General features: G+C 66.3%; 18 protein-coding genes. 10 read left to right on the top strand and 8 right to left on the bottom strand.

Annotated features, from left to right (window positions below):
* Nucleotides 1–41: 41 nt before the first annotated feature.
* The 4 genes from VLI63_RS16645 to VLI63_RS16630 form a co-directional block, all read right to left on the bottom strand.
* Nucleotides 42–1,049, bottom strand: coding sequence for a glycosyl hydrolase family 18 protein (locus VLI63_RS16645; RefSeq protein WP_409157968.1), 1,008 nt, complete (start codon nucleotides 1,047–1,049; stop codon nucleotides 42–44).
* A 114-nt stretch (nucleotides 1,050–1,163) separates the two neighbouring features.
* Nucleotides 1,164–1,547, bottom strand: coding sequence for an RNA-binding S4 domain-containing protein (locus tag VLI63_RS16640; RefSeq protein WP_409157967.1), 384 nt, complete (start codon nucleotides 1,545–1,547; stop codon nucleotides 1,164–1,166).
* A gap of 31 nt (nucleotides 1,548–1,578) precedes the next feature.
* Nucleotides 1,579–2,025, bottom strand: a complete 447-nt coding sequence (locus VLI63_RS16635) for a hypothetical protein (protein ID WP_409158002.1) — start codon at nucleotides 2,023–2,025, stop codon at nucleotides 1,579–1,581.
* A gap of 74 nt (nucleotides 2,026–2,099) precedes the next feature.
* On the bottom strand, nucleotides 2,100–2,921 hold the full coding sequence (locus VLI63_RS16630; protein WP_409157966.1) for a DUF1295 domain-containing protein: 822 nt from the start codon (nucleotides 2,919–2,921) through the stop codon (nucleotides 2,100–2,102).
* 45 nt (nucleotides 2,922–2,966) lie between these two features.
* On the opposite strand from VLI63_RS16630, the gene VLI63_RS16625 reads away from it, so the two are divergent.
* From VLI63_RS16625 to VLI63_RS16610, 4 genes are all read left to right on the top strand, one after another.
* Nucleotides 2,967–3,584: a CDP-alcohol phosphatidyltransferase family protein gene (locus VLI63_RS16625; RefSeq protein ID WP_409157965.1), complete on the top strand. Its 618-nt coding sequence runs from the start codon at nucleotides 2,967–2,969 to the stop codon at nucleotides 3,582–3,584.
* An 85-nt stretch (nucleotides 3,585–3,669) separates the two neighbouring features.
* On the top strand, nucleotides 3,670–4,146 hold the full coding sequence (locus VLI63_RS16620; RefSeq protein WP_185203609.1) for an FHA domain-containing protein: 477 nt from the start codon (nucleotides 3,670–3,672) through the stop codon (nucleotides 4,144–4,146).
* A complete protein-coding gene (locus VLI63_RS16615) occupies nucleotides 4,146–4,847 on the top strand; it encodes a MerR family transcriptional regulator (RefSeq protein ID WP_354576122.1) in 702 nt (233 codons plus the stop codon). Before VLI63_RS16620 ends, VLI63_RS16615 begins: the two co-directional genes overlap by 1 nt.
* A gap of 172 nt (nucleotides 4,848–5,019) precedes the next feature.
* Entirely contained in the window at nucleotides 5,020–5,568 is a 549-nt protein-coding gene (locus VLI63_RS16610) for a MerR family transcriptional regulator (protein WP_185203613.1), read from the top strand.
* 192 nt (nucleotides 5,569–5,760) lie between these two features.
* On the opposite strand, the gene VLI63_RS16605 is transcribed toward VLI63_RS16610, so the two are convergent.
* Complete coding sequence (locus VLI63_RS16605) at nucleotides 5,761–6,567, bottom strand: ParA family protein (RefSeq protein WP_354576168.1); 807 nt, start codon at nucleotides 6,565–6,567, stop codon at nucleotides 5,761–5,763.
* A gap of 122 nt (nucleotides 6,568–6,689) precedes the next feature.
* On the opposite strand from VLI63_RS16605, the gene VLI63_RS16600 reads away from it, so the two are divergent.
* The 3 genes from VLI63_RS16600 (at nucleotide 6,690) to VLI63_RS16590 (ending at nucleotide 12,122) form a co-directional block, all read left to right on the top strand.
* Nucleotides 6,690–10,094 (top strand): pyruvate carboxylase, encoded by a 3,405-nt coding sequence (locus VLI63_RS16600; protein WP_409157964.1) that lies wholly within the window; start codon nucleotides 6,690–6,692, stop codon nucleotides 10,092–10,094.
* Between the two features lie 112 nt (nucleotides 10,095–10,206).
* Entirely contained in the window at nucleotides 10,207–11,565 is a 1,359-nt protein-coding gene (locus VLI63_RS16595; RefSeq protein WP_409157963.1) for an AAA family ATPase, read from the top strand.
* Between the two features lie 68 nt (nucleotides 11,566–11,633).
* On the top strand, nucleotides 11,634–12,122 hold the full coding sequence (locus VLI63_RS16590; protein WP_409157962.1) for a peptide deformylase: 489 nt from the start codon (nucleotides 11,634–11,636) through the stop codon (nucleotides 12,120–12,122).
* Nucleotides 12,123–12,391: 269 nt separating this feature from the next.
* Here the strand turns inward: VLI63_RS16590 and VLI63_RS16585 are convergent, their stop codons facing one another.
* Nucleotides 12,392–14,215, bottom strand: a complete 1,824-nt coding sequence (locus VLI63_RS16585) for an AMP-dependent synthetase/ligase (protein ID WP_409157961.1) — start codon at nucleotides 14,213–14,215, stop codon at nucleotides 12,392–12,394.
* A gap of 178 nt (nucleotides 14,216–14,393) precedes the next feature.
* On the opposite strand from VLI63_RS16585, the gene VLI63_RS16580 reads away from it, so the two are divergent.
* The 3 genes from VLI63_RS16580 to VLI63_RS16570 all read left to right on the top strand — a co-directional run bounded on the left by VLI63_RS16580 (nucleotide 14,394) and on the right by VLI63_RS16570 (nucleotide 17,528).
* Entirely contained in the window at nucleotides 14,394–15,341 is a 948-nt protein-coding gene (locus tag VLI63_RS16580; RefSeq protein ID WP_409157960.1) for an ROK family glucokinase, read from the top strand.
* Nucleotides 15,342–15,392: 51 nt separating this feature from the next.
* Entirely contained in the window at nucleotides 15,393–16,082 is a 690-nt protein-coding gene (locus tag VLI63_RS16575; RefSeq protein WP_185203625.1) for a 1-acyl-sn-glycerol-3-phosphate acyltransferase, read from the top strand.
* Between the two features lie 117 nt (nucleotides 16,083–16,199).
* Complete coding sequence (locus VLI63_RS16570; protein ID WP_354576169.1) at nucleotides 16,200–17,528, top strand: class II 3-deoxy-7-phosphoheptulonate synthase; 1,329 nt, start codon at nucleotides 16,200–16,202, stop codon at nucleotides 17,526–17,528.
* A 102-nt stretch (nucleotides 17,529–17,630) separates the two neighbouring features.
* Here the strand turns inward: VLI63_RS16570 and pknB are convergent, their stop codons facing one another.
* Both pknB and VLI63_RS16560 read right to left on the bottom strand, forming a co-directional pair.
* Complete coding sequence (pknB, locus tag VLI63_RS16565; RefSeq protein ID WP_409157959.1) at nucleotides 17,631–19,568, bottom strand: Stk1 family PASTA domain-containing Ser/Thr kinase; 1,938 nt, start codon at nucleotides 19,566–19,568, stop codon at nucleotides 17,631–17,633.
* 99 nt (nucleotides 19,569–19,667) lie between these two features.
* Complete coding sequence (locus tag VLI63_RS16560; protein WP_409157958.1) at nucleotides 19,668–20,198, bottom strand: hypothetical protein; 531 nt, start codon at nucleotides 20,196–20,198, stop codon at nucleotides 19,668–19,670.
* Nucleotides 20,199–20,941: the final 743 nt, after the last annotated feature.

The following is a 20,941-nucleotide window of genomic DNA, read 5'->3' as shown; positions in this document are numbered from 1 at the left end:
GGCAGGCCCTCCCCGTCGGCTCATCGTTCCGAATGGCTCGTCTACAGCGGATCGGTGAGCGACAGCTCCCACACGGCGAGCCCGTGCAGGTTGCGGCTCAGCGCGAGGCTGTGCCGAGCCTCGCGGGACCGGGCGTCCGACCACCAGACGACAGTGTCATCCGGAAGCGTCGAGGTCCACTCGGCCTGGGTCGAGTCCCACTGGGCCAAATCGCCCGCGAGCGCGCGAGAGTCGTCGTCGCTGAGTTGCTTGCCGTCTGATCCGTTGCCCGGCCAGGAGTAGCCGTAACCAGCCACGCCGAGGTCGATTCGGGCGGTCGGCACGCCCGCGCCGATGAGGGCGTCGAGAGCTGTGGTGGCCCACGGCAGACCGCCGACCGGTCCGGGCTTCGAGAAGGACGGACCGTGCTGGTCGTAGGCCATGAGCACGACTCGCGACAGCTGGGGGGTGAGTTGCGCGAAATCATAGCCCGCATCCCGGTACCGAGAAGCCGAGCTCTCGGCCATCACCGCCATCGACACCGACCGGGGTGCACCGAGGGAGTCGTGCAGCTGGGTGGTGAAGGCGGCGAGACCGGCGGCATCATCGGCACCGAGAGACTCGAGGTCGAGCTGCACTCCATCGAATCCGGCAGCGGAGACCTGTGCGACCAGCTGGGTGATGACAGCCGAGCGGTTCTCGGCGCTGGAAAGCAGCGCGGAGGCGATCTTGGCGGAGAAGTCCGACGTCACGGTGTCGTAGTTGCTCAACAGGAGTTCCGCGGTGAGACCGCGAGAGTGTGCCGCTGCCACCAGTCCGGCCGCGTTGGCCGAGAGTTTCGACACCGCATCCCCGGCGGCGGAGACGGTGACGCCGTCGATGCCGATCGTAGTGATGGCGTGGGTGTCCCGGTCGAGCGAGGCGGCGTTGGCGAGAGTTGGCACGACATACAGTTCGGTGGGGATGGCAGGCAGCGTGGCTGAGGGCGACGGGCTCGCAGCCGGCGTGGCGGCAGTCGCCGCGCATCCGCCCAGAACGAGCGATGTGGCCAGCGCGAGTGAGGTCACCATCCTGCTCCGCACGCCCACCTCCTCGTCGCCACTATCACCCGGTCGTTCCGGCCTCGATCCACAGTAGACGTGCTCCCCAGACCGAGCGAATCGGCCGCGCCGCGAACGCCTGCCTCAGTCTTCCGCTGATCGTCCGCGAAGTTTTTCGAGGTCTCGTCGTTCTCGTTTGGTCGGGCGTCCCGCACCCCGGTCGCGCCGGACGGTGACCGCGACCTCCTCCCTTGGCGGGGGCGGTGGGGTGAGATCGACAAGGCACTCCACGGCGACGGATGCGCCGACGCGCTTCGAGACCAGTCGGGCCACCAGCACGGTGCGTTCGAGGTCGGTGGTACGCAGCCGAACCTCGTCGCCGAGGTGCACGGGCTGTGCGGCTTTCGCTCGCTCGCCATTCACCTGCACATGGCCGGCGCGACAGGCCGCGGTGGCTGCCGACCGGGTCTTCGCCAGGCGCACCGCCCAGATCCAACTGTCGACGCGCGCGCTGGTCGGGGCATCCATTCTTCGACTCTACGACCTCGAAAAGGCGCGATCAGGCGGTGGCGAGGGCGCCCTTCCAGCTGACGAGGCCACGGACGGTTTCGCTCGGGTCATCCGCCAGGCGCTGCATCACATCGGCCGGCACGAAGAAGTTGACGGCGAGGAATCCCCTCACCCGCTCCGATGGGTCGTCGGCCAGGGAACGCAGCACATCACAGGGAGCGGTCTCGTTGCGAGCGACACACGCCCGAACCCCTTCGTCCGTGTCGTGCGCCAGCGTCACGAAGAGGTCCTCCGGCGTGTTGTAGCTGCTGGCCGCGCTCTCCCGGATCTTGGGATTCGCGTCGGCCGCGAGCAGCCGGAGCCGGCGGATCTTGCTCGCCGTCACCGGGGGAGCGGGATGCAGCGTCGCCGCCTCCTCCTCGCTGGTGAGCATCACCGGAGCATGGTCACGCATGGCCTGGCGCTGGGCGGGGGTGTTGAAACGGATGCAGGACATGACGGTCACGATACCGACAGCCTCCGTCTGACACGCCGAAACACCCCGATCGTGCATTCGATAGGCGGCAATTCTCAGGCGATCAGTCCGGCCCGGTCCCGCCGGGGAAACCAGGGGATGCTCGGCGAGGTCGTCTGCTGGTACCGGGCGTATTCGGGGTACTTCGCCACCGTGATGCTCTCCGTGAAGCGAGTCGAGCCGACGAACAGCAGGCTCAGGAGCACGGCGCCGACCACGGTCCAGTGCCACACGGTTCCCATCGCGACGGCTCCGAAGAAGAACATCAGCCACCACTGCGCCTGTTCGAAGAAGAAATTCGGATGGCGCGACAGCCGAAACAGCCCGGTCTGCAGAAAGCGTTGCCGGGGTTCACGCCCCGCCGCGAGCTCGGCCCTCTTCCAGCGGTGGAAGTCCCACTGCTGCTGGTCAGCGATCGTCTCACCGAGGAGACAGGCGAGGAAGAGCGCGCTCAGCAGGATGTCGAGTCCGCCGAGCGGAACACGGCGGTGCTCGAGGGCTGCCAGGCCCGGCAGAGTGATCAGCACCAGCAGGATGTTCTGGTAGATCACGATGAAGAAGAGATTGAACAGTCCGAACTGCCAGGGCGTCATGCGCGACCGGAGCACCGGCCAACGGTAGTCCTCTCCGCCGGAGTACCCGCCCTTGCGAGCGAAGTTGAAGGTCAGGCGCGCTCCCCACAGCGTCACCAGCACGGCCATGACATCCAGCCGCGCATCCTGCAGCCCTGCCGATCCGGCAAAGATCCAGAGGTAGGCCACCGGCAGCAGCGACCACAGTCGATCGACCCAGGAGTTGTCACCGGTGACCAGGGAGGCGATCCAGGCGAAGGCGCAGGCGATGACGAAGACCAAGCCGAGGAGAACCAGCGGTGCCATGCAGCGAATCCTAACGCCGGTCCGGTCGCCGATAGACTTTGGCGCGTGGAACCCCAGCAGAGCTACCAGGTGAGTTCCCGAATCCTCACGATTCCCAACATCCTGAGCTTCATCCGGTTGCTGATGGTCCCCGTGTTCCTCGTGCTCATCGTGCGCGGCGAAGACGGCTTGGCTCTTCTCGTGCTGGTCATTTCGAGCGTCACCGACTTTCTCGACGGTGTCATCGCCCGAAAGCTCAACCAGGTCACCCGTCTCGGGCAGTTGCTCGATCCCGCCGCCGACCGACTGTTCATCTTCACGGCGTTGATCGGTCTCGCCGTTCGCGGAGTCATTCCCTGGTGGCTCGTGATCGTGATCGTGGGTCGGGATGTGATGCTCGCCATTCTCGGGATCACCCTGGCGAATTTCGGCTACGGCCCGCTGCCGGTGCACCATCTCGGGAAGGTGGCGACGTTCTGCCTGTTCTACGCGCTGCCGATCCTCATGATCGGGCAGGCATTCCCTGTGCTGGCGTGGATCACGGTGCCGTTCGGTTGGGCCTTCGCCCTCTGGGGAGCCTTCCTGTATTGGTGGGCCGGAATCATTTATCTGCGCGAAACCGTGCGCGTCACAAGAATCCCGCGACCCGGCGGAGTCATCGAATCGGATACGCTGGGTCGCTAGCAAGGGTCGTCACCCGACAGACGGCCCGGCGATGACAGTAACGATGCGCCGCTCGTGAGAGCTCGGCGAATATGGGAGGTGCGACATGGTCGATCCGGGCAACCAGGATGACGCAACAGGAGACCAGCCTCGCGACACCGATACCACGCTTCACCTCACCACCGATTTTGAGGCCCAACTGGCCGCGCTCGAGGGTGAAGTATCGTCGGAGGAAAAGGCGGCGATCGCCGCACTGCCCTCCGGATCGGCACTGCTCGTGGTTCGCCGCGGCCCGAATACCGGCGCCAGGTTCCTTCTCGACGCCGACGTGACCACGGCGGGGCGGCATCCGGATGCCGACATCCTCCTCGACGATGTGACCGTCTCGCGCCGACACACCGAGTTTCTCCGCCACGGCACGGCCTTCGAGATCAAAGACCTCGGGTCGCTCAACGGCACCTACTTCGACGGCGTGCGCATCGATACGGCTCTTCTTCGCGACGGGGCGGAGGTGCAGGTGGGCAAGTTCCGCCTCACCTTCTATGCCTCCCGATTGGATCTCGCGCACCAGGCGAGCAAGTAGTGCCCCGCGCGTCCGCCCAGGCCCGAGTGCCTGGCGCCGCTCCGCTGCTCAGCATCGGCCAGGTGCTTGCGCGGCTGACGGCCGAGTTTCCGGATCTGACTCCGTCGAAACTCCGCTTTCTCGAGGAACGCCACCTGATCTCGCCGGCGCGGACCGAATCCGGCTACCGCAAGTTCTCGCCGAGCGACCTCGACCGTTTGCGCTTCGTGCTCACGATGCAGCGCGACCATTACCTTCCGCTCAAGGTCATCCGCGGCTACCTGGACGAGCTGGATGCCGGACGCCCGCCCGCGCTACCGGGCGGGTCAACCTTCGCCTCCCCGTCCATCCTCTCGGCCGAACGACGGATGTCGCGGGACGAGCTCATCCGCGAGGCCGGTGCCACGCCGCAGCTGCTGAACGACGCCGTGTCGTCCTCCCTCGTCGCTCCCGCGGACCACTATGGCGAGGAGGCCCTCGCCGTGCTGACCTCGCTCGTGGAGTTGCAGCGCTCCGGAATCGAGCCGCGGCACCTCCGCGGCTTCCGCGCCGCCGCCGAGCGCGAGCTCGGGCTGATCGAGAGCGCCCTCATCCCCGTCGCGCGCCGAAAAGACGCGTCGAGCAGGGCCAAGGCGGGCGAACTCGCGCGCGAGATCGCCGGCCAGCTCGAGATCGTGCGATCGAGCCTGATTCGCTCGGCACTGTCGCGCCTCGACCCCTAAGCTGAGAGCTCCCGATCTTCGACGTCGAGAGTGCAATCTCGCCGACACGCCGACACCTCAGATCGACAATGCGGCCCAACCGGGCGGTCCTCTCGGTAACGTGGGTCGAGACAGAAGTATCAACCACTCCTTGAGAGTTGAGGGTGGTCGACAACAGGTGGAAGGCAGTCAGATGAGTGAGCTCAGTACCCGTAACGAGGATTCTCGTTACGACCTCGGACTGCTCTTCACCGACGGCCTTCCCGACCTCGACGACACCGCCGGTTACCGCGGGGCGGTCGCCGCTCGTGCCGCCGGCATCAGCTACCGCCAGCTGGACTACTGGGCACGCACGGAACTCGTCGAGCCGACGGTGCGAGGCGCCGCCGGATCCGGTTCGCAGCGTCTCTACGGCTTTCGCGACATCCTCGTGCTCAAGCTGGTCAAGCGGCTGCTCGACACCGGGATCTCGCTGCAGCAGATCCGTACCGCAGTCAATCAGTTGCGTGAGGCCGGCGTCAGCGACCTCGCCCAGACCACGCTCATGAGCGATGGGGCGAGCGTCTACCTCTGCACCTCCAACGACGAGGTCATCGACCTGGTCAGCCGCGGCCAGGGCGTTTTCGGCATCGCCGTCGGCAAGGTTCTGCGCGAGGTGGAGAACAGCCTCGTGGAGCTCGACTCCGAGCGTCCGGACGTCGCGGACGAGCTCGCCGCTCGCCGCGCAACCCGCGCCTCCTAGCCTGGCCCGAGCCTCCTAGGGCGACCGGCGCTGTGCCGTCCGCGCCCGATTCTCAATACGCAGGCCATTCGGCACGGTTGGGGCCGTTTCTCGGCAACAGCGGTCTTTGGGTGCTGAATGTGCTGCGCCTTCGTCAGGCGCGACGGATGCCCGGTGCCGGTGTGACCCGGATCGGGAAGACGCTCGCGCGAACTACGCAGTGACCGCGTATTCGCCGATCTTCGCGGTGCGGAGTACCCGGTCGAGCAGCAGGTCGAAGTTGTGCGCCATCTCCTGGGCACTCTCGCCCGGCCAGACGTGCAACGGCTTCGCCGCGCCCTGCGCCTGCTGAAGCGAGGTGCGCTCGGGCAGCTGGGGACTGAGCACCAGGGGTCCGAACATGTCGCGGAGTTCCTTGATGCGAAACTGGTGCTCCAGGGACTGCACGCGAGCTCGGTTCACGATGATGCCGAGCGGCTGGAGCCGGGGTGAGAGTCCCCGTCGGATCTCCTCGATGGCGCGCAGAGCACGGTCGGCCGCGGCGACGGAGAAGAGGCCCGGCTCCGTGACGACGGTCACACGATCGGAGGCGGCCCAGGCCGTGCGGGTGAGCGCGTTGAGAGACGGCGCGCAGTCGATGAGCACGAGGTCGTAGTCTGCTTCGACCGTGGAGAGGGCCTCTTCGAGCTTCCAGATGTCTTTGATGCTCGGGTGCGGTCCGTCGAAATTGATTGCGGCGGGGCTGCCGATCATCACGTCGATCTTGCCGGGGCGGCCCTTGGTCCAGCCGCTCGGAGCGATCGCGGCCCGCACGATCTTCTCCTTCGGCGAACCGAGCACATCGGCGACGTTGAGGTGACCGGCGACGTTGATGTCCATTCCGGTCGAGACATCGGACTGGGGATCGAGGTCAACGACGAGGGTTCGCAACCCTTTCGAGAAGGCCGCAGAAGCCAGCCCGAGTGTCACTGTTGTCTTTCCGACTCCACCCTTGAGAGAGCTGACGCTGAGTACATGCACGAGGGACCACGATACCTTCACTAGTCTTAAAGAACCTAAATCTTGGGCGCGCGCACAGTGCCTTGGCGGGGAATCGGCTTCATCGCTCGGCCCTAAACTGGCCGGAGATTCGAAAGGACCAGATGTTCACCAAGATCCTCGTGGCCAATCGTGGCGAAATTGCCATCCGTGCCTTTCGCGCCGCCTATGAGCTCGGCGCCCAGACCGTCGCCGTCTTCCCCTACGAAGACCGCAATTCGATGCATCGCCTCAAGGCGGACGAGGCCTACCAGATCGGCGAGCCGGGTCATCCGGTGCGTGCCTACCTGGATGTGTCGGAGATCATCCGGGTCGCGCTCGAGTGCGGCGCCGATGCCATCTACCCGGGCTATGGATTCCTCTCGGAGAACCCCGAACTCGCCGAAGCGGCCGCTTCCGCCGGCATCACCTTCATCGGCCCGGGTCAGAGCGTGCTCGAAATGGCCGGAAACAAGGTGACGGCCAAGGAACACGCCATCGCCGCCGGCGTGCCGGTGCTCGCTTCCACCCCGGCGTCCAAGGACGTCGACGAGTTGCTGGCCGGTGCCGACGCGATCGGCTTCCCTATCTTCGCCAAGGCTGTAGCCGGCGGCGGCGGACGAGGGATGCGTCGGGTCGAGAAGAAGGAAGACCTGCGCGCCGCTCTCCTCGAAGCCATGCGGGAGGCCGACAGCGCGTTCGGCGACCCCACCATGTTCCTCGAGCAGGCGGTCGTACGACCTCGTCACATCGAGGTACAGATCCTGGCGGACTCCGCGGGCGAGACCGTGCACCTCTTCGAGCGCGACTGCTCCGTGCAGCGGCGCCACCAGAAGGTGATCGAGATCGCTCCGGCGCCGAACCTGGACGAAGAGACCCGGCAGGCGATGTACCGCGATGCGATCGCCTTCGCCAAGTCCATCGGCTACGTCAACGCGGGCACCGTCGAGTTTCTCCTCGACACGGCGGGGGAGCGCAAGGGCCAGCACGTGTTCATCGAGATGAACCCGCGAATCCAGGTGGAGCACACTGTGACGGAAGAGGTCACCGACGTCGACCTCGTGCAGTCCCAGATGCGCATCGCCTCCGGCCAGACCCTCGCAGAGCTCGGCCTGCAGCAGAAGGACCTCCGCCTGCGCGGCGCCGCACTGCAGTGCCGCATCACGACCGAGGACCCCGCCGCGGGATTCCGCCCCGACACCGGCAAGATCACCACCTACCGGTCACCGGGCGGTGGCGGCATCCGTCTCGATGGCGGAACCATCGATCCCGGCACCCAGATCAGCCCGCACTTCGACTCCATGCTCGTGAAGATGACCTGCCGGGGCCGAGACTTCCCCGCGGCGGTCGCGCGGGCGAAGCGCGGACTCGCCGAGTTCCGCATCCGTGGCGTGTCCACCAACATCCCCTTCCTCCAGGCCGTGCTGGACGACCCGTCTTTCCAGGCCGGCGATCTCAGCACCTCCTTCATCGAGGAGCGCCCGGAACTCTTCGACACCCACCAGTCGAAGGACCGCGGCACCAAGATCCTCAACTGGCTCGCGGATGTCACCGTCAACCGCCCGAACGGCGATGGGGTCGGAATCATCAATCCGGCTCTCAAACTGCCGGAGCTCGACATCACCGAGCCGGCGCCGGCCGGATCACGGCAGCGTCTGCTCGAGCTCGGACCGGTCGGTTTCGCTTCGGCCCTGCGAGCCCAGACGGCTCTCGCGGTGACTGAGACGACCTTCCGCGACGCGCACCAGTCCCTGCTCGCGACACGGGTCCGCACCAAGGATCTCGTGGCCGTCGCACCCTACGTGGCTCGCATGACCCCCCAGCTCCTGTCGGTGGAGGCCTGGGGCGGGGCGACCTACGATGTGGCTCTCCGCTTCCTGGGCGAGAACCCCTGGGATCGTCTCGCCGCGCTGCGCGAGGCACTGCCGAACGTCGCCATCCAGATGCTGCTGCGCGGTCGAAACACTGTGGGTTACACGCCGTACCCGACCGAGGTGACGGATGCCTTCGTGCGCGAAGCCGCTGCCACCGGTGTCGACATCTTCCGCATCTTCGACGCGCTCAACGACGTGTCCCAGATGCGTCCGGCCATCGACTCCGTGCTGGAGACGGGATCCGCCGTAGCCGAAGTCGCCCTCTGCTACACGGGCGACCTGCTCGATCCGGCGGAAGACCTCTACACCCTCGACTACTACCTGAAGCTCGCCGAGCAGATCGTGGACGCCGGGGCGCACATCATCGCCATCAAGGACATGGCGGGCCTGCTTCGCGCGAGCGCCGCAGAGAAGCTCGTCACGGCCCTGCGCGCGCAGTTCGACCTGCCGGTACACGTGCACACCCACGACACCGCGGGCGGCCAGCTCGCCACCCTTCTCGCCGCCAGTCGCGCCGGAGCGGACGCAGTGGACGTCGCGAGTGCACCGATGGCCGGCACGACCAGCCAGCCCTCCGCATCCGCCCTCGTCGCCGCCCTCGCCCACACCGAGCGCGACACCGGGATCTCGCTGCAGGCCGTCTCCGACCTCGAACCCTATTGGGAGTCCGTGCGCCACGCGTACAAGCCCTTCGAATCCGGGCTGCCGGGACCGACCGGCCGCGTCTACCACCACGAGATCCCGGGCGGCCAGCTGTCGAACCTGCGCCAGCAGGCAATCGCTCTCGGCCTCGCCGACCATTTCGAGAAGATCGAAGACCTCTACGCGGCGGCCAACAAGATGCTCGGACGCCCGCCGAAGGTGACCCCCTCGTCGAAGGTCGTCGGCGATCTCGCTCTCGCCCTTGCCGCGGCGAACGCCGATCCGGCCGACTTCGAGCAGAACCCCGACCGCTACGACATCCCGGACTCTGTGGTCGGGTTCATGGCCGGGGAACTGGGAGACCTGCCGGGCGGATGGCCGGAGCCGTTCCGCTCCAAGGTGCTCGCGGGACGCACGGTGAAGATCGGCATGGAAGACATCACGGATGCCGACCGCGCCGGCCTGGCCGGCGACGCGGAGTCGCGCCGGTCCACACTCAATCGCCTGCTGTTCGCCGGCCCGACCAAGACCTTCGAAGCGGTGCGCGAGCAGTACGGCGACCTCTCCGTGATCGACACTGTCGACTATCTCTACGGCCTGCGCCAGGGCCAGGAACACGTCATCGATATCGAGAAGGGTGTGAGCCTCTACATCGGGCTCGAGGCCATCGGTGAGGCCGACGACAAGGGTATGCGTACCGTGATGACCGTGATCAACGGCCAGATGCGGCCGGTGTTCGCCCGGGACCGTGGCATCACCGTCGACAGCAAGGCGGCAGAGAAGGCGGATTCCACCGTGCCGGGACAGGTCGCCGCCCCGTTCTCGGGTGTCGTCACCCTGCAGGTCACCGAGGGTGACACCGTGGCGGTCGGACAGAACGTCGCCTCGATCGAAGCCATGAAGATGGAGGCGGCCATCACCGCCTCTGTCGCGGGCATCGTGAGGCGACTCGCCATCCCGCGCACGCAGCAGGTGGATGCCGGTGACTTGATCGTGGTGATCGAACCAGCCTGATCGAACCGGGCAAATCCCGCGTACAGTCGGCCCCGAACGGCGTCATTCGACCCTCGCGGTAGAGTAGAGGGTTGTTATTGCGCTAATTTCAGCACAACGAAGGGTTACCGGCATGCCGAGCAGAAGCAGGGAATCGGAGAGCCACGATCCGCTTTCCGACTCCGAAGCGCGCTACGGCTTCGCCGACGGAGCGACGGATGACCTCGCAGCGAGCCTGCCGCAGAGCCTCTCCATCGAGGTGAGCCTGCCGACGACGGTGCACGCCGCCCCCGACGACGAGCTCGCCGTCGCGATCGTCGAAGTGCCGGTGAATCCGGGTTCGGTCGAGGTGGCACAGCCCAGCACGATGTCGATCGCCGTCGTGGCACCGACCCCGTTGCCCGAACCCGTTCCCGCGCCCGTCGTGATCCCGGAGCTGCCGACCAATGACGGTCGCGCCCTCGGGCGTCGAGATGCGAGTCGCCGCGAGGCGGTCACCGCCAATCCGGGCCGACGCGATCGGACCCGCGGCGAAGTCTCCCACACACCGGAGGCCGCGAACATGCTCACCGCGGACCGCCTGATCGATGCCCGCAAGAAGAAGCCGGTGAAGCCGGAAGGCGGCCTGAACGCGTTTCTATATGCCGCGACCCTGCACCTCGTGAACCGCGGCGACTCTCCCAAGGTGCTCGCCCGCAAGGCGGTAGAAGACCGCGTGGACAAGAGGTTCGAGGGCGGGGCCCGCTTCATCCCGGTGCTCACCCGCAAGGGCGGCGTCGGCAAGACGACCATCACGGCGCTGCTCGGGATGGCGCTCAGCGACATCCGGGAAGACCGCATCATCGCGATCGATGCCAACCCGGACCGCGGCACTTTGTCCGAGCGTGTCAACAAGCAGACACGCTCAACGGTTCGGGATGTCGTGACCCTCGCCCCCAGCATCAATAGCTTCAACGACTTCACCACGATGGTGTCGCGCGACGAGACGCGCCTCGACATCCTCGCCTCGGACACCGACCCGCTGCTCTCCGAGGCCTTCGACGAGAACGACTACAACGTGGTGGCCGACCTCGCCGCACGCTTCTATTCGATAGTGCTCACGGACTGCGGCACGGGCATCGTGCACTCGGTGATGCGAGCGACCCTGCAGCGTGCGGACTCGGTGGTGATCGTCTCCGGAGGAAGCGTCGATGAGGCGCGCCTCGCCTCCGAGACCCTCACCTGGCTCGAGGCCAACGGATACCAGGATCTCGTCAAGAACGCCGTGGTCGCCCTCAACACCGCGACCCAGGGCACCAACCTCGTGAAACTCGAAGAGATCGAGGCGCACTTCAAGTCGCGCGTGCGCGAGATCGTGCGCATCCCCTATGACCCGCAGCTCGCTGCCGGGTCCGTGATCAACTATCGCGACCTCAAGCCGCTGACCAAGGCATCCGCCCGCGAGCTCGCCGCGCTCGTCGTCGACGGCCTGCCATCCCGCCAGGGCGCCTGAGCGACCGCGGTCCGGTGCTCCTGCCGGACCCGCCATCACCCTCCACCCTCGAAAGCGAGCCACCGAGCATGACCGAGCGACAGATCCGCATCTTCGGCGATCCCGTGCTGAAGACCGTATCCGACCCGATCCGCCCGACCGATGACGTCACCGGTCTGGTCGCCGACCTTCTCGACACCGTGAAGATCCCCGGTCGCGCGGGGGTAGCGGCACCGCAGATCGGCGTGAACCAGCGAGCCTTCAGCTACAACGTCGACGGGCAGATCGGGTACATCATCAACCCGGTGCTCGTTGAGCTGTCGGGGGAGCCGGAGCTCGTCGACGAAGGCTGCCTGTCGGTGCCCGGCTTCTATTTCGAGCGGCTGCGCTACCCCTTCGCCCGGGTCACCGGCGTGGACCTCGACGGCAATCCGGTCGAACTGAGCGGAGACGGCGTCATGGCTCAGGCGCTTCAGCACGAGACCGACCACCTCGACGGAAAGCTCTACATCGAGGGCCTCGAGAAAGGCCTGCGACGGGAGGCGATGGAGGCCATCAGAAACAGCGACTGGTTCTAGGCGCGAGTGCCCCAGTCTCCGGGGATCTGGGCATCGCGCTTTGCGCGTGAAGGCCGCGGCTTCGTGCTCTAAAGGGCTCAGGTCGAGTCGACGCGTACAGCCGATGCGGTGGCTTCCGTCGGTTTGCGTGGGCGCGACGATCGAGGGTGTGATCTTCGCTGCTGAGTCTGCAGTTCCGGATGCTGTGGACGACAGGTCTCGATACGTCGCTGGCGCTCCTGCTGGACCGGCAGGAGCTTGGCGCTCCTGCTCGACCAGCGGAGCCAGCGTCAGACCGTGGTGATTCCCTCCGTGGTGGGGGCTCCCTGGTACATGCCCTCGATGTCCGCCGCGAAGTCCTTGAGGATCACGTTGCGCTTGATGCTGAGTTTGGGCGTGAGGTGCCCACTCGCCTCGGTGAGGGGCTTCGTGAGAATCACGAACTTGCGGATCGACTCCGCGCGCGACACCATCGCGTTCGCAGAATCCACGGCGCGCTGAATCTCCGCGACGACCTTCGGAAGCTTCGCCGCCTCTTCGATCGGCATGTTCGCGTCTTCCGCGTTGTTGTTGAGCCACACCGGCAGCATCTCCTCGTCGAGGGTGACCAGGGCGCCGATGAAGGGCTTCTGCTCGCCCACCACGATCACCTGGTCGATGATCGGATTGGCGCGGATCGGATCCTCGAGCTGGGCGGGCGAGACGTTCTTGCCTCCCGCGGTCACGATGATCTCCTTCTTGCGGCCGGTGATCGAGAGGTAGCCGTCGTCGTCGAACTCGCCGATGTCACCGGTCTTGAACCATTCGCCGTCGAAGACCTTCGCGGTCTCTTCGGGGTTCTGCCAGTAGCCGTCGAAGATGTTGATTCCCTTGGCCTGGATCTCGCCATCCTCGGCGATCCGCACCGAGACGCCGGGCAGGGGCGGGCCGACCTTGCCGATCTTGAAGTTGGATGGCCGGTTCACCGAGATGGGTGCGGTCGTCTCTGTGAGCCCGTAGCCCTCGAGGATGGTGATTCCGAGGCTGCGGTAGAAGTGGCCGAGCCGGAGGCCGAGGGGAGCGGAACCGGAGACGGCGAACTTGACGTTGCCCCCCATCGCCGCCCGGATCTTGGAGAGCACGAGGCGGTCGAGCACCGCGAACTGCAGTCTGAGCGAGAGAGGCACGTTTCCGGCATCCAGTGCCTTGGAGTGCTCGATGGCCACGGCCGCGGCCCGCCGGAAGATCTTGCCTTTGCCCCCGCTTTCCGCCTTCTGCTCTGAGGAGTTGTAGACCTTCTCGAACACCCGCGGCACCGCGAGGAGGAAGGTCGGCTTGAAGGAGGCCATGGCCGGCAGCAGCTGCTTCGTGTCCGACTGGTGGCCCACCTGCACCCCTCCGTGGATGCTGAGCACCGCGATGAACCGGGCGAAGATGTGCGCGGTGGTGATGAAGAGCAGTGTGCGGGACTGGGTGTTCACGACCTCGGGGATCGCCATCGCCGCATTGCGAGAGAGCTCCACGAAGTTGGAATGGGTGAGGATGCAGCCCTTCGGCCGCCCGGTCGTGCCGGCCGTGTAGATCAGGGTTGCGAGGTCGGAGCCCTTGGCGATCACCCGACGCCGTTCGATCTCCTCATCCGTCACCTCCGTGCCGCTCGCGGCGAGCTTGTCGAGATCGCCGAGGTTGATCTTCCAGGCGTTGCGGATGAGCGGCAGGTCTGCGTAGACCTCGTCGAAGCGGGCGAAGTGATCGGGCGTCTCTGTGATCATGGCGATTGCGCCAGAGTCGGCGAGATTCCACTGCACCTGGCTGGGGGATGAGGTCTCGTACACCGGAACGAGCACGGCGCCGGCGAACCAGGTGGCGAAGTCGATGAGCGTCCACTCGTAGCGCGTCTTGCACATCAGCCCGATCTTGTCCCCGGGCTGGATGCCGGCGGCGACGAGGCCCTTGGCGAGTGCGACCACCTGGGCGAGGAACTCGGATGCCGAGACATCCGTCCATCCGCCGGTGGCGGTGGGAAGCGCGAAGAGGGCGCGATCCGGGGTGGCTTTCACGCGGTCGACAAGCAGATCCGTCGCGTTTGCGTCGGGATCTGCTGCGACGAGAGCGGGTACGTCGTATTCCTGCACGGCAACTCCTTCGGGGCCGGCACGGGCTCCGGTGAGGAGCCGTTTCGTGCACTATCGGGCGAGGGAGGCGAATAGCAGAAGCCCACCCCCGTTACCTAAACTCTAGGTGGTGCGTCCGCGAAGCCCCGTACCGCTTGTATCTCTCTCACAACAACTCCCGGAAAAAAGGTCGCCGCACGTGCATGCAATCGGAATTGACATCGGCGGCACCAAGATCGCGGGAGCTCTCGTGTCCGAGCTGGGTGAGATCATCGTTGAGGATCGCCTGCCCACCCCGACCGCGGGGTCCGAGCAGATCGTCGATGCCGTGGTGGCGATGATCCAGCGCCTGAGTGACGGCCACGAGGTGAAGGCCGCAGGGGTGGCGGCCCCCGGCTTCATCGACGCTGCGCAGTCGATCGTCTACTACACACCGAACATCCCGTGGCGCAGCGAGCCGCTTCGCCAGCTTCTGAGCGACCGGCTCGACCTTCACATCACCATCGACAACGATGCCAATGCGGCGGGCTGGGCCGAGTTCCGCTTCGGAGCGGGTCGCCTGTACAGCGACATGACCATGCTGACGATCGGCACCGGTGTCGGCGGAGCGATCGTGAGCCAGGACCGGCTCTTCCGGGGAGGTTTCGGCGCGGGTGCCGAACTCGGCCACATGCGCGTCGTGCCGGACGGCCTGCCCTGCGGCTGCGGCGCGCGCGGATGCATCGAGCAGTACGGATCCGGACGCGCACTGCTGCGCATGGCGAACGAGATCGCGGATGTCGGCGGCATCGGTCTCGGGCTCGCCGCCGTGCGCGAGGAGCGCGGCACGCTTGCCGGGCCGGATGTCGCGCAACTGATCGTCGCTGGCGACCCCGGCGCCCTGAAAGCGCTGCGAGAGCTCGGCACCTGGCTCGGCCAGGCCTGCGCCTCGCTCAGCGCGGTGCTCGACCCCCAGGTCTTCGTCTTCGGTGGCGGCGTGGCTGTGGCGGGTGACCTGCTGCTTGATCCGATCCGCGAGGCGTACCTCACCCACCTTCCGGCGCGCGGATTCCACCCCGAACCGACATTCGTGATCGCGGAATTGGTGAACGATGCCGGCGTTGTCGGTGCCGCCGACCTCGCACGTCTCCACGCCGAGGACCGGTAGCGGCACGCAAAGCCGTTAGAGTAGGGCAATCTCTGAAGGCGCAGGTTTCACATGTTTTATTGGTTCATGAAGAACCTGGTCGCGGGGCCGCTTCTGAAGACCGCGTTCCGCCCGTGGGTCACCGGGCACGAGAACATCCCGAAGACCGGCGGGGTGATCATGGCGTCGAACCACCTGTCCTTCATCGACTCGGTGTTCCTGCCGCTGGTTATGGACCGTCGCATCAGCTTCCTGGCGAAGAGCGACTATTACACGGGACGCGGCACCAAGTCCTGGCTGATCAAGAACTTCCTCAAGGCCACCGGGATGATCCCGATCGATCGCTCCGGCGGCAAGGCCTCCGAGGCATCACTGCAGACCGGCCTCGGCGTTCTCGCCCGGGGTGAGGTGCTCGGCATCTACCCCGAGGGCACCCGCAGCCCCGACGGCCGGCTCTACCGCGGACGTACCGGTGTCGCGCGCATGATCCTCGAGGGCGGCGTGCCCGTCGTACCGGTCGCGATGATCGACACCGAGAAGGTCATGCCCATCGGCTCGCGACTTCCCAAGGTGCGTCGCATCGGCATCGTCATCGGTAAGCCGCTCGATTTCTCTCGTTTCGAGGGCATGGAGGGCGACCGTTTCATCCTCCGTTCCATCACCGACGAGATCATGTACGAGCTCGACCGCCTGAGCGGCCAGGAATACGTGGACGTGTACGCCTCCTCCGTCAAGGAGAAGCAGGCTTCTCTCAGCCGGTAGGCTGGGATGTCGGGCCATTCGCCCGCACGCACCCCGCTTGATCAGCCCCGAGGCATTGAGGAACCACCCCCTGTGTTTGCCAGCAATGATGACCCGGTCGTACTCGCAGATCCGTCAGTGATTGCGGGGCTCGACCATTGGCGCACACTGCCAATCAAGCAACAGCCGCAGTGGCCGGATGCATCGGCCGTGCAGGCCGCATCGGCCGAGATCGCCACACTTCCGCCCCTCATCTTCGCCGGTGAGGTCGACGTGCTGCGCGAGCACCTCGCCTCGGCCGCGCGGGGTCAGGCCTTCCTGCTGCAGGGTGGCGACTGCGCCGAGACCTTTGCCGGGGCTACGGCGGATGCCATCCGCAACCGGGTCAAGACGGTGCTTCAGATGGCCGTCGTGCTCACCTATGGAGCCTCGACCCCGGTGATCAAGATGGGTCGGATGGCCGGCCAGTTCGCGAAGCCGCGTTCGAGCGACACCGAGACCCGCGGCGACGTGACGCTTCCGGCGTACCGCGGCGACATCGTCAACGGCTTCGACTTCACTCCGGAATCGCGCGAGGCAGACCCGCGCCGGCTCGTGCAGGGGTACCACACCTCGGCATCCACCATCAATCTCGTTCGCGCCTTCACCCAGGGTGGCTTCGCCGACCTGCGCGAGGTGCACCGTTGGAACCAGGGCTTCGCCCGCAACCCCGCGAACGTGCGGTACGAGCAGATGGCACACGACATCGACAAGGCCATCAAGTTCATGGAGGCGGCGGGCGCCGACTTCGACGAGCTCAAGCGCGTGGACTTCTACACAAGCCACGAGAGCCTGCTCATGGACTACGAGCGCCCGATGACGCGCATCGACTCACGCAACGGCGAACCGATCAACACCTCGGCGCACTTCCTCTGGATCGGTGAGCGCACCCGCGACATCGACGGCGCCCACGTGGACTACATGTCGAGGGTGCGCAACCCGATCGGCGTGAAGCTCGGCCCGACGACGAAGATCGACGACATGCTTCGGCTCATCGACAAGCTCGATCCCGAGCGCGAACCCGGGCGACTCACGTTCATCACCCGCATGGGTGCTGGCAAGGTGCGGGATGCGCTCCCGCCGCTGCTCGAAGCGATCAAGCAGGTGGATGCCAATCCGCTCTGGGTGACCGATCCGATGCACGGCAACGGTCTCACCACACCCAACGGCTACAAGACCCGTCGGTTCGACGACGTCGTGGACGAGGTCAAGGGGTTCTTCGAGGCACACCGTGCCGCGGGCACATACCCGGGCGGCATCCACATCGAGCTCACCGGAGACGACGTGACGGAGTGCCTCGGCGGGTCGGAGCAGATCGACGAGGCCACCCTCGCGACGCGCTACGAGTCGCTCTGCGATCCGCGCCTCAACCACATGCAGTCGCTCGAACTCGCGTTCCTCGTGGCCGAGGAGCTCGCGGCGCGCTAGTCCGTCTGCCCGATCCCGCGCGACTACCGGCCGGGCGGTTCAGCCCGGCAGCGGACCCGTCGGCAGCACTGCCGACGATGAACGCGCAGTTCACCCGTGATGCTAGAAGCTGTTGAAGTTGACCTTCACCGTCGAACCTTTGTCGACCATTGTTCCTGCTGCCGGGTCCGTCTTGCCGACGGTGACGACCAAGGCCACGGCGTCTGCTGCACGGTTGTAGCTCGGTTTGAAGCCCGCATCGAGCAGGGTCTGCTTGGCCTTTGCCCACGTCATGTTGATGACATCCGGCACGGCGATCTGCTCCTTGCCCTTGGAGATCGTCAGCGAGATCGGATCTCCGGGGCGGATGACTGCGCCATTCGCCACGTCGATACCGATGACGCTGCCGGAGGGCACCGTGTCGCTGTACTCCTGGCGACCGGGGGTCGCGGTGAGCTTCACCGCAGTGAGGATGTTTGTGGCATCCGCGACGCTCTTGCCCGCGACATCCGGAATCGCGCCCACCGAGACGACGAGCGAGATGGGCTGGTTCTGGCCGTAGGTCGTGACCGTCGTGAGGTCGAGCGCATCGGTGCCGAATGCCGAGATCACGGTGTCTTTCGAGATCTTGGCGTCGAATTGCTTCGACGATGCCTTCGAGTCGTAGCGGAAGCCGGCATCCTTGATGTTCTGGATGGCGGCGTTCTGCGCCTCTCCCACGAGCGCGGGAACGGCGATGTTCTTGGGACCGCTGGAGACCAGGAGGGTCACCTGGCTGTCCTTGGGCACCCTCGTTCCGATGGCCGGGGTGGTCTCTGCCACGGCTCCCTTCGGCACCTTCAGCGAGGGCGCCTCCCCGGGATTCGGGTTGACGGTGAGCCCGAGGCCGGTCAGGGTGGTGGTCGCCGCCGCCGGAGACTGCCCGGCGAGGTCGGGGATCGCGACCTGCGCGCCGGGTCCCGTGCCGAAGTACCACCCGGTGCCACCCGCGAGAGCGGCGAAGAGGATGACGAGGGCGAACAGCCAGAAGCCCTTGCGTCGCCGCCGATCGCTCTTCACCGCGAGGGTGTTGGCGGTCTCCGTGAGGATCGGGCCGGTGCGGTGACGTGCCTTGGGGGAGAGGATCTGCGTGTCACCGGTACTCGACGGGGCGGCTACCGCAGAGGGCATGATCATCGTGCGCTGGATGGCGGTCGCCGCCGTCGGCGGTTCCTCGAGTCTCAGCAGTGCTTCGGTCTCGTGGAGCTGATCGAGCATGGCCTTCGCGTCCCGCGGGCGCTGTTCGGGATTCCGGGCCGTCGCCCAGAGCACGAGCTCGTCGAGTTCGGCGGGCACGCGGGGATTCTTCGTGCTCGGGGTCGGCACGGTGTCGTTGGCGTGCTGGTGGGCGATCTGGAACGCCTGCTCGCCGCGGAAGGGCTGCTCACCGGCGAGCATCTCGTAGAGCATGATGCCGACGGCATAGATGTCGCTGCGGGCATCGGCCACACCGCGGGTCACGAGCTCGGGGGAGAGGTAGGCGATCGTGCCGAGCAGGGCGTTGCCGGTGGCCGTGTTTGCCGAGGCCGCGCGCGCGAGTCCGAAGTCCCCGATCTTGATGCGTCCGTCATCCGCCAGAAGCACGTTTTCGGGCTTGAGGTCCCGATGGACGATGCCGTTCTTGTGGGCGGCGGCGAGTCCGGAGAGGATCGCCTCCATGATGTCCATCGCCTGCATCGTGGTGAGCACCTTGTGCTCCATGAGCAGGTCGCGCAGCGTGATGCCGGGAAGGTATTCCATCACCAGGTAGGCGGTCTCGCCGTCCTGGCCCTGGTCGTAGACGTTCACGACATTCGGATGCGCCAACCGAGCCGCCGAACGCGCCTCCTGGATGAACCGGGCCTTGTACTGCGAATCATCGGCGAGGTGACCGTGCATGACCTTGATCGCGACACGGCGTTCGAGGCGCAGGTCCGTGGCGAGATACACCGTGGCCATGCCGCCCCGCGCAATGCGCGAACGCACCTGGTAGCGGCCGTCGATGAGACGTCCGATCAGGGGGTCTGTGCTGCTGGTGGTCACCAAACGAGTCTAGGGATCGAGTGTCGGATCATCCGGCTAAAACACCGGGCGCGGGCCTCACCGATGCCACCTTTTGCCGCAATTGTTATGTTGGGTGGCTTACGAGATGGAGGCGAGCCAGGAGCGAGCCGAGGTCTCCCATTTGGCGTAGGCGGCTGGGAAGCCGGAGAGCTGCACGGCCTGGGCCGCATCCGTCACAGACTTGGACTGCCAGCCGGAGATGTCGAGAAGCCCGCGGGTGTTCGCCGCGTTGGGGTTCTTGGGCCCGCCGAAGAACAGCCGGGCCGCATAGGTGGGCTGCAGGATCTGGGAGGGAGTGCCCCATCCCGTGCTCGGACGCTGCTGGAACAGGCCGATCGAGTCGCGGTCGCCGTAGTTCAGGTTGCGCAGGCCCGACTCCTGTGCCGCAGCAGCGAGAGCGATGACGAGTCCGTAATCCGGCACGCCGAGCGAGCGGCCGACGGAGACGATGGTGCGCGCATTCGATGCCATCTCGCTGGTCATCGGCACGACGGCGGTGGGGGTGGTGGGCACCACCGAAGCGGCCGTGGGAATCACCAGGGTGTGACCGCCGTAGATGATGCTCGACCAGGTGAGCCCGTTGGCCGTGAGGATGGCTTGCGAGGTCACCCCGAACTTGGCGGCGATCTTCGCGATGGTTGGTGTCCCCGCTCGCGATGGTGTACTTGGCAGGAGTCCCCGCTGTGGGCGCGGCAGAGGGAGCCTCGATGATGCGAACCTGGCTGGCCGGAGTCACGGATGCCACGCCAGTGGTTCCGGGAATGGCGATGGTCTGGCCGGGGTAGATGATGCTCGTCCACGCCAAGCCGTTGGCGCTCAGGAGAGTCTGTGTGGCGAGACCGAACTTCGCGGCGATGCCGCCGATCGAGTCGCCCTTCTGGATCGTGTAGCGGCTCGTCGGGGTTGCGGCGACCGGAGCGACTGCCGCAACGGCGCCGCTCGTGCTGAGCTTCAGGGTCTGGCCGGCGAAGATCACGGATTTCCAGCTGAGTCCGTTGAGTGCGAGAACGGAGGCGGTGGCGAGGCCGTAGCGTCCGGCGATGCTCGAGACCGTGTCACCGGCGACCACCCGGTAGGTGGCGGGCGCGGCGGCGGCGACTGTCGTCGCGGCCTGGGAAACCGGGGCGGCGACGGGGTTCGTCGCAGCGCGGGCCGCAGCGGTGAAGGCATCACGGATGCTCTTGCCGAGTTCGGAGGGGGTGGACCGAGGTTTGTCGCGCCGCAGGTCGGTGGACTGTACGGGCCCGGTCACGTTGAGGCTCATCGCCATGGTGCCGGCGAGCACGATGGGAATGGTGTTGAAGAGGCCACGAGCCAACTTGCCCTGGTCGGCACGGTTCGCTTGGCGTCGC

The sequence above is a fragment of the Lacisediminihabitans sp. H27-G8 genome, from assembly GCF_046156175.1.
GTDB lineage: Bacteria > Actinomycetota > Actinomycetes > Actinomycetales > Microbacteriaceae > Lacisediminihabitans.
Note: the sequence above shows the minus strand (reverse complement) of the source record. Positions and strands in the feature narration are given on the sequence as shown.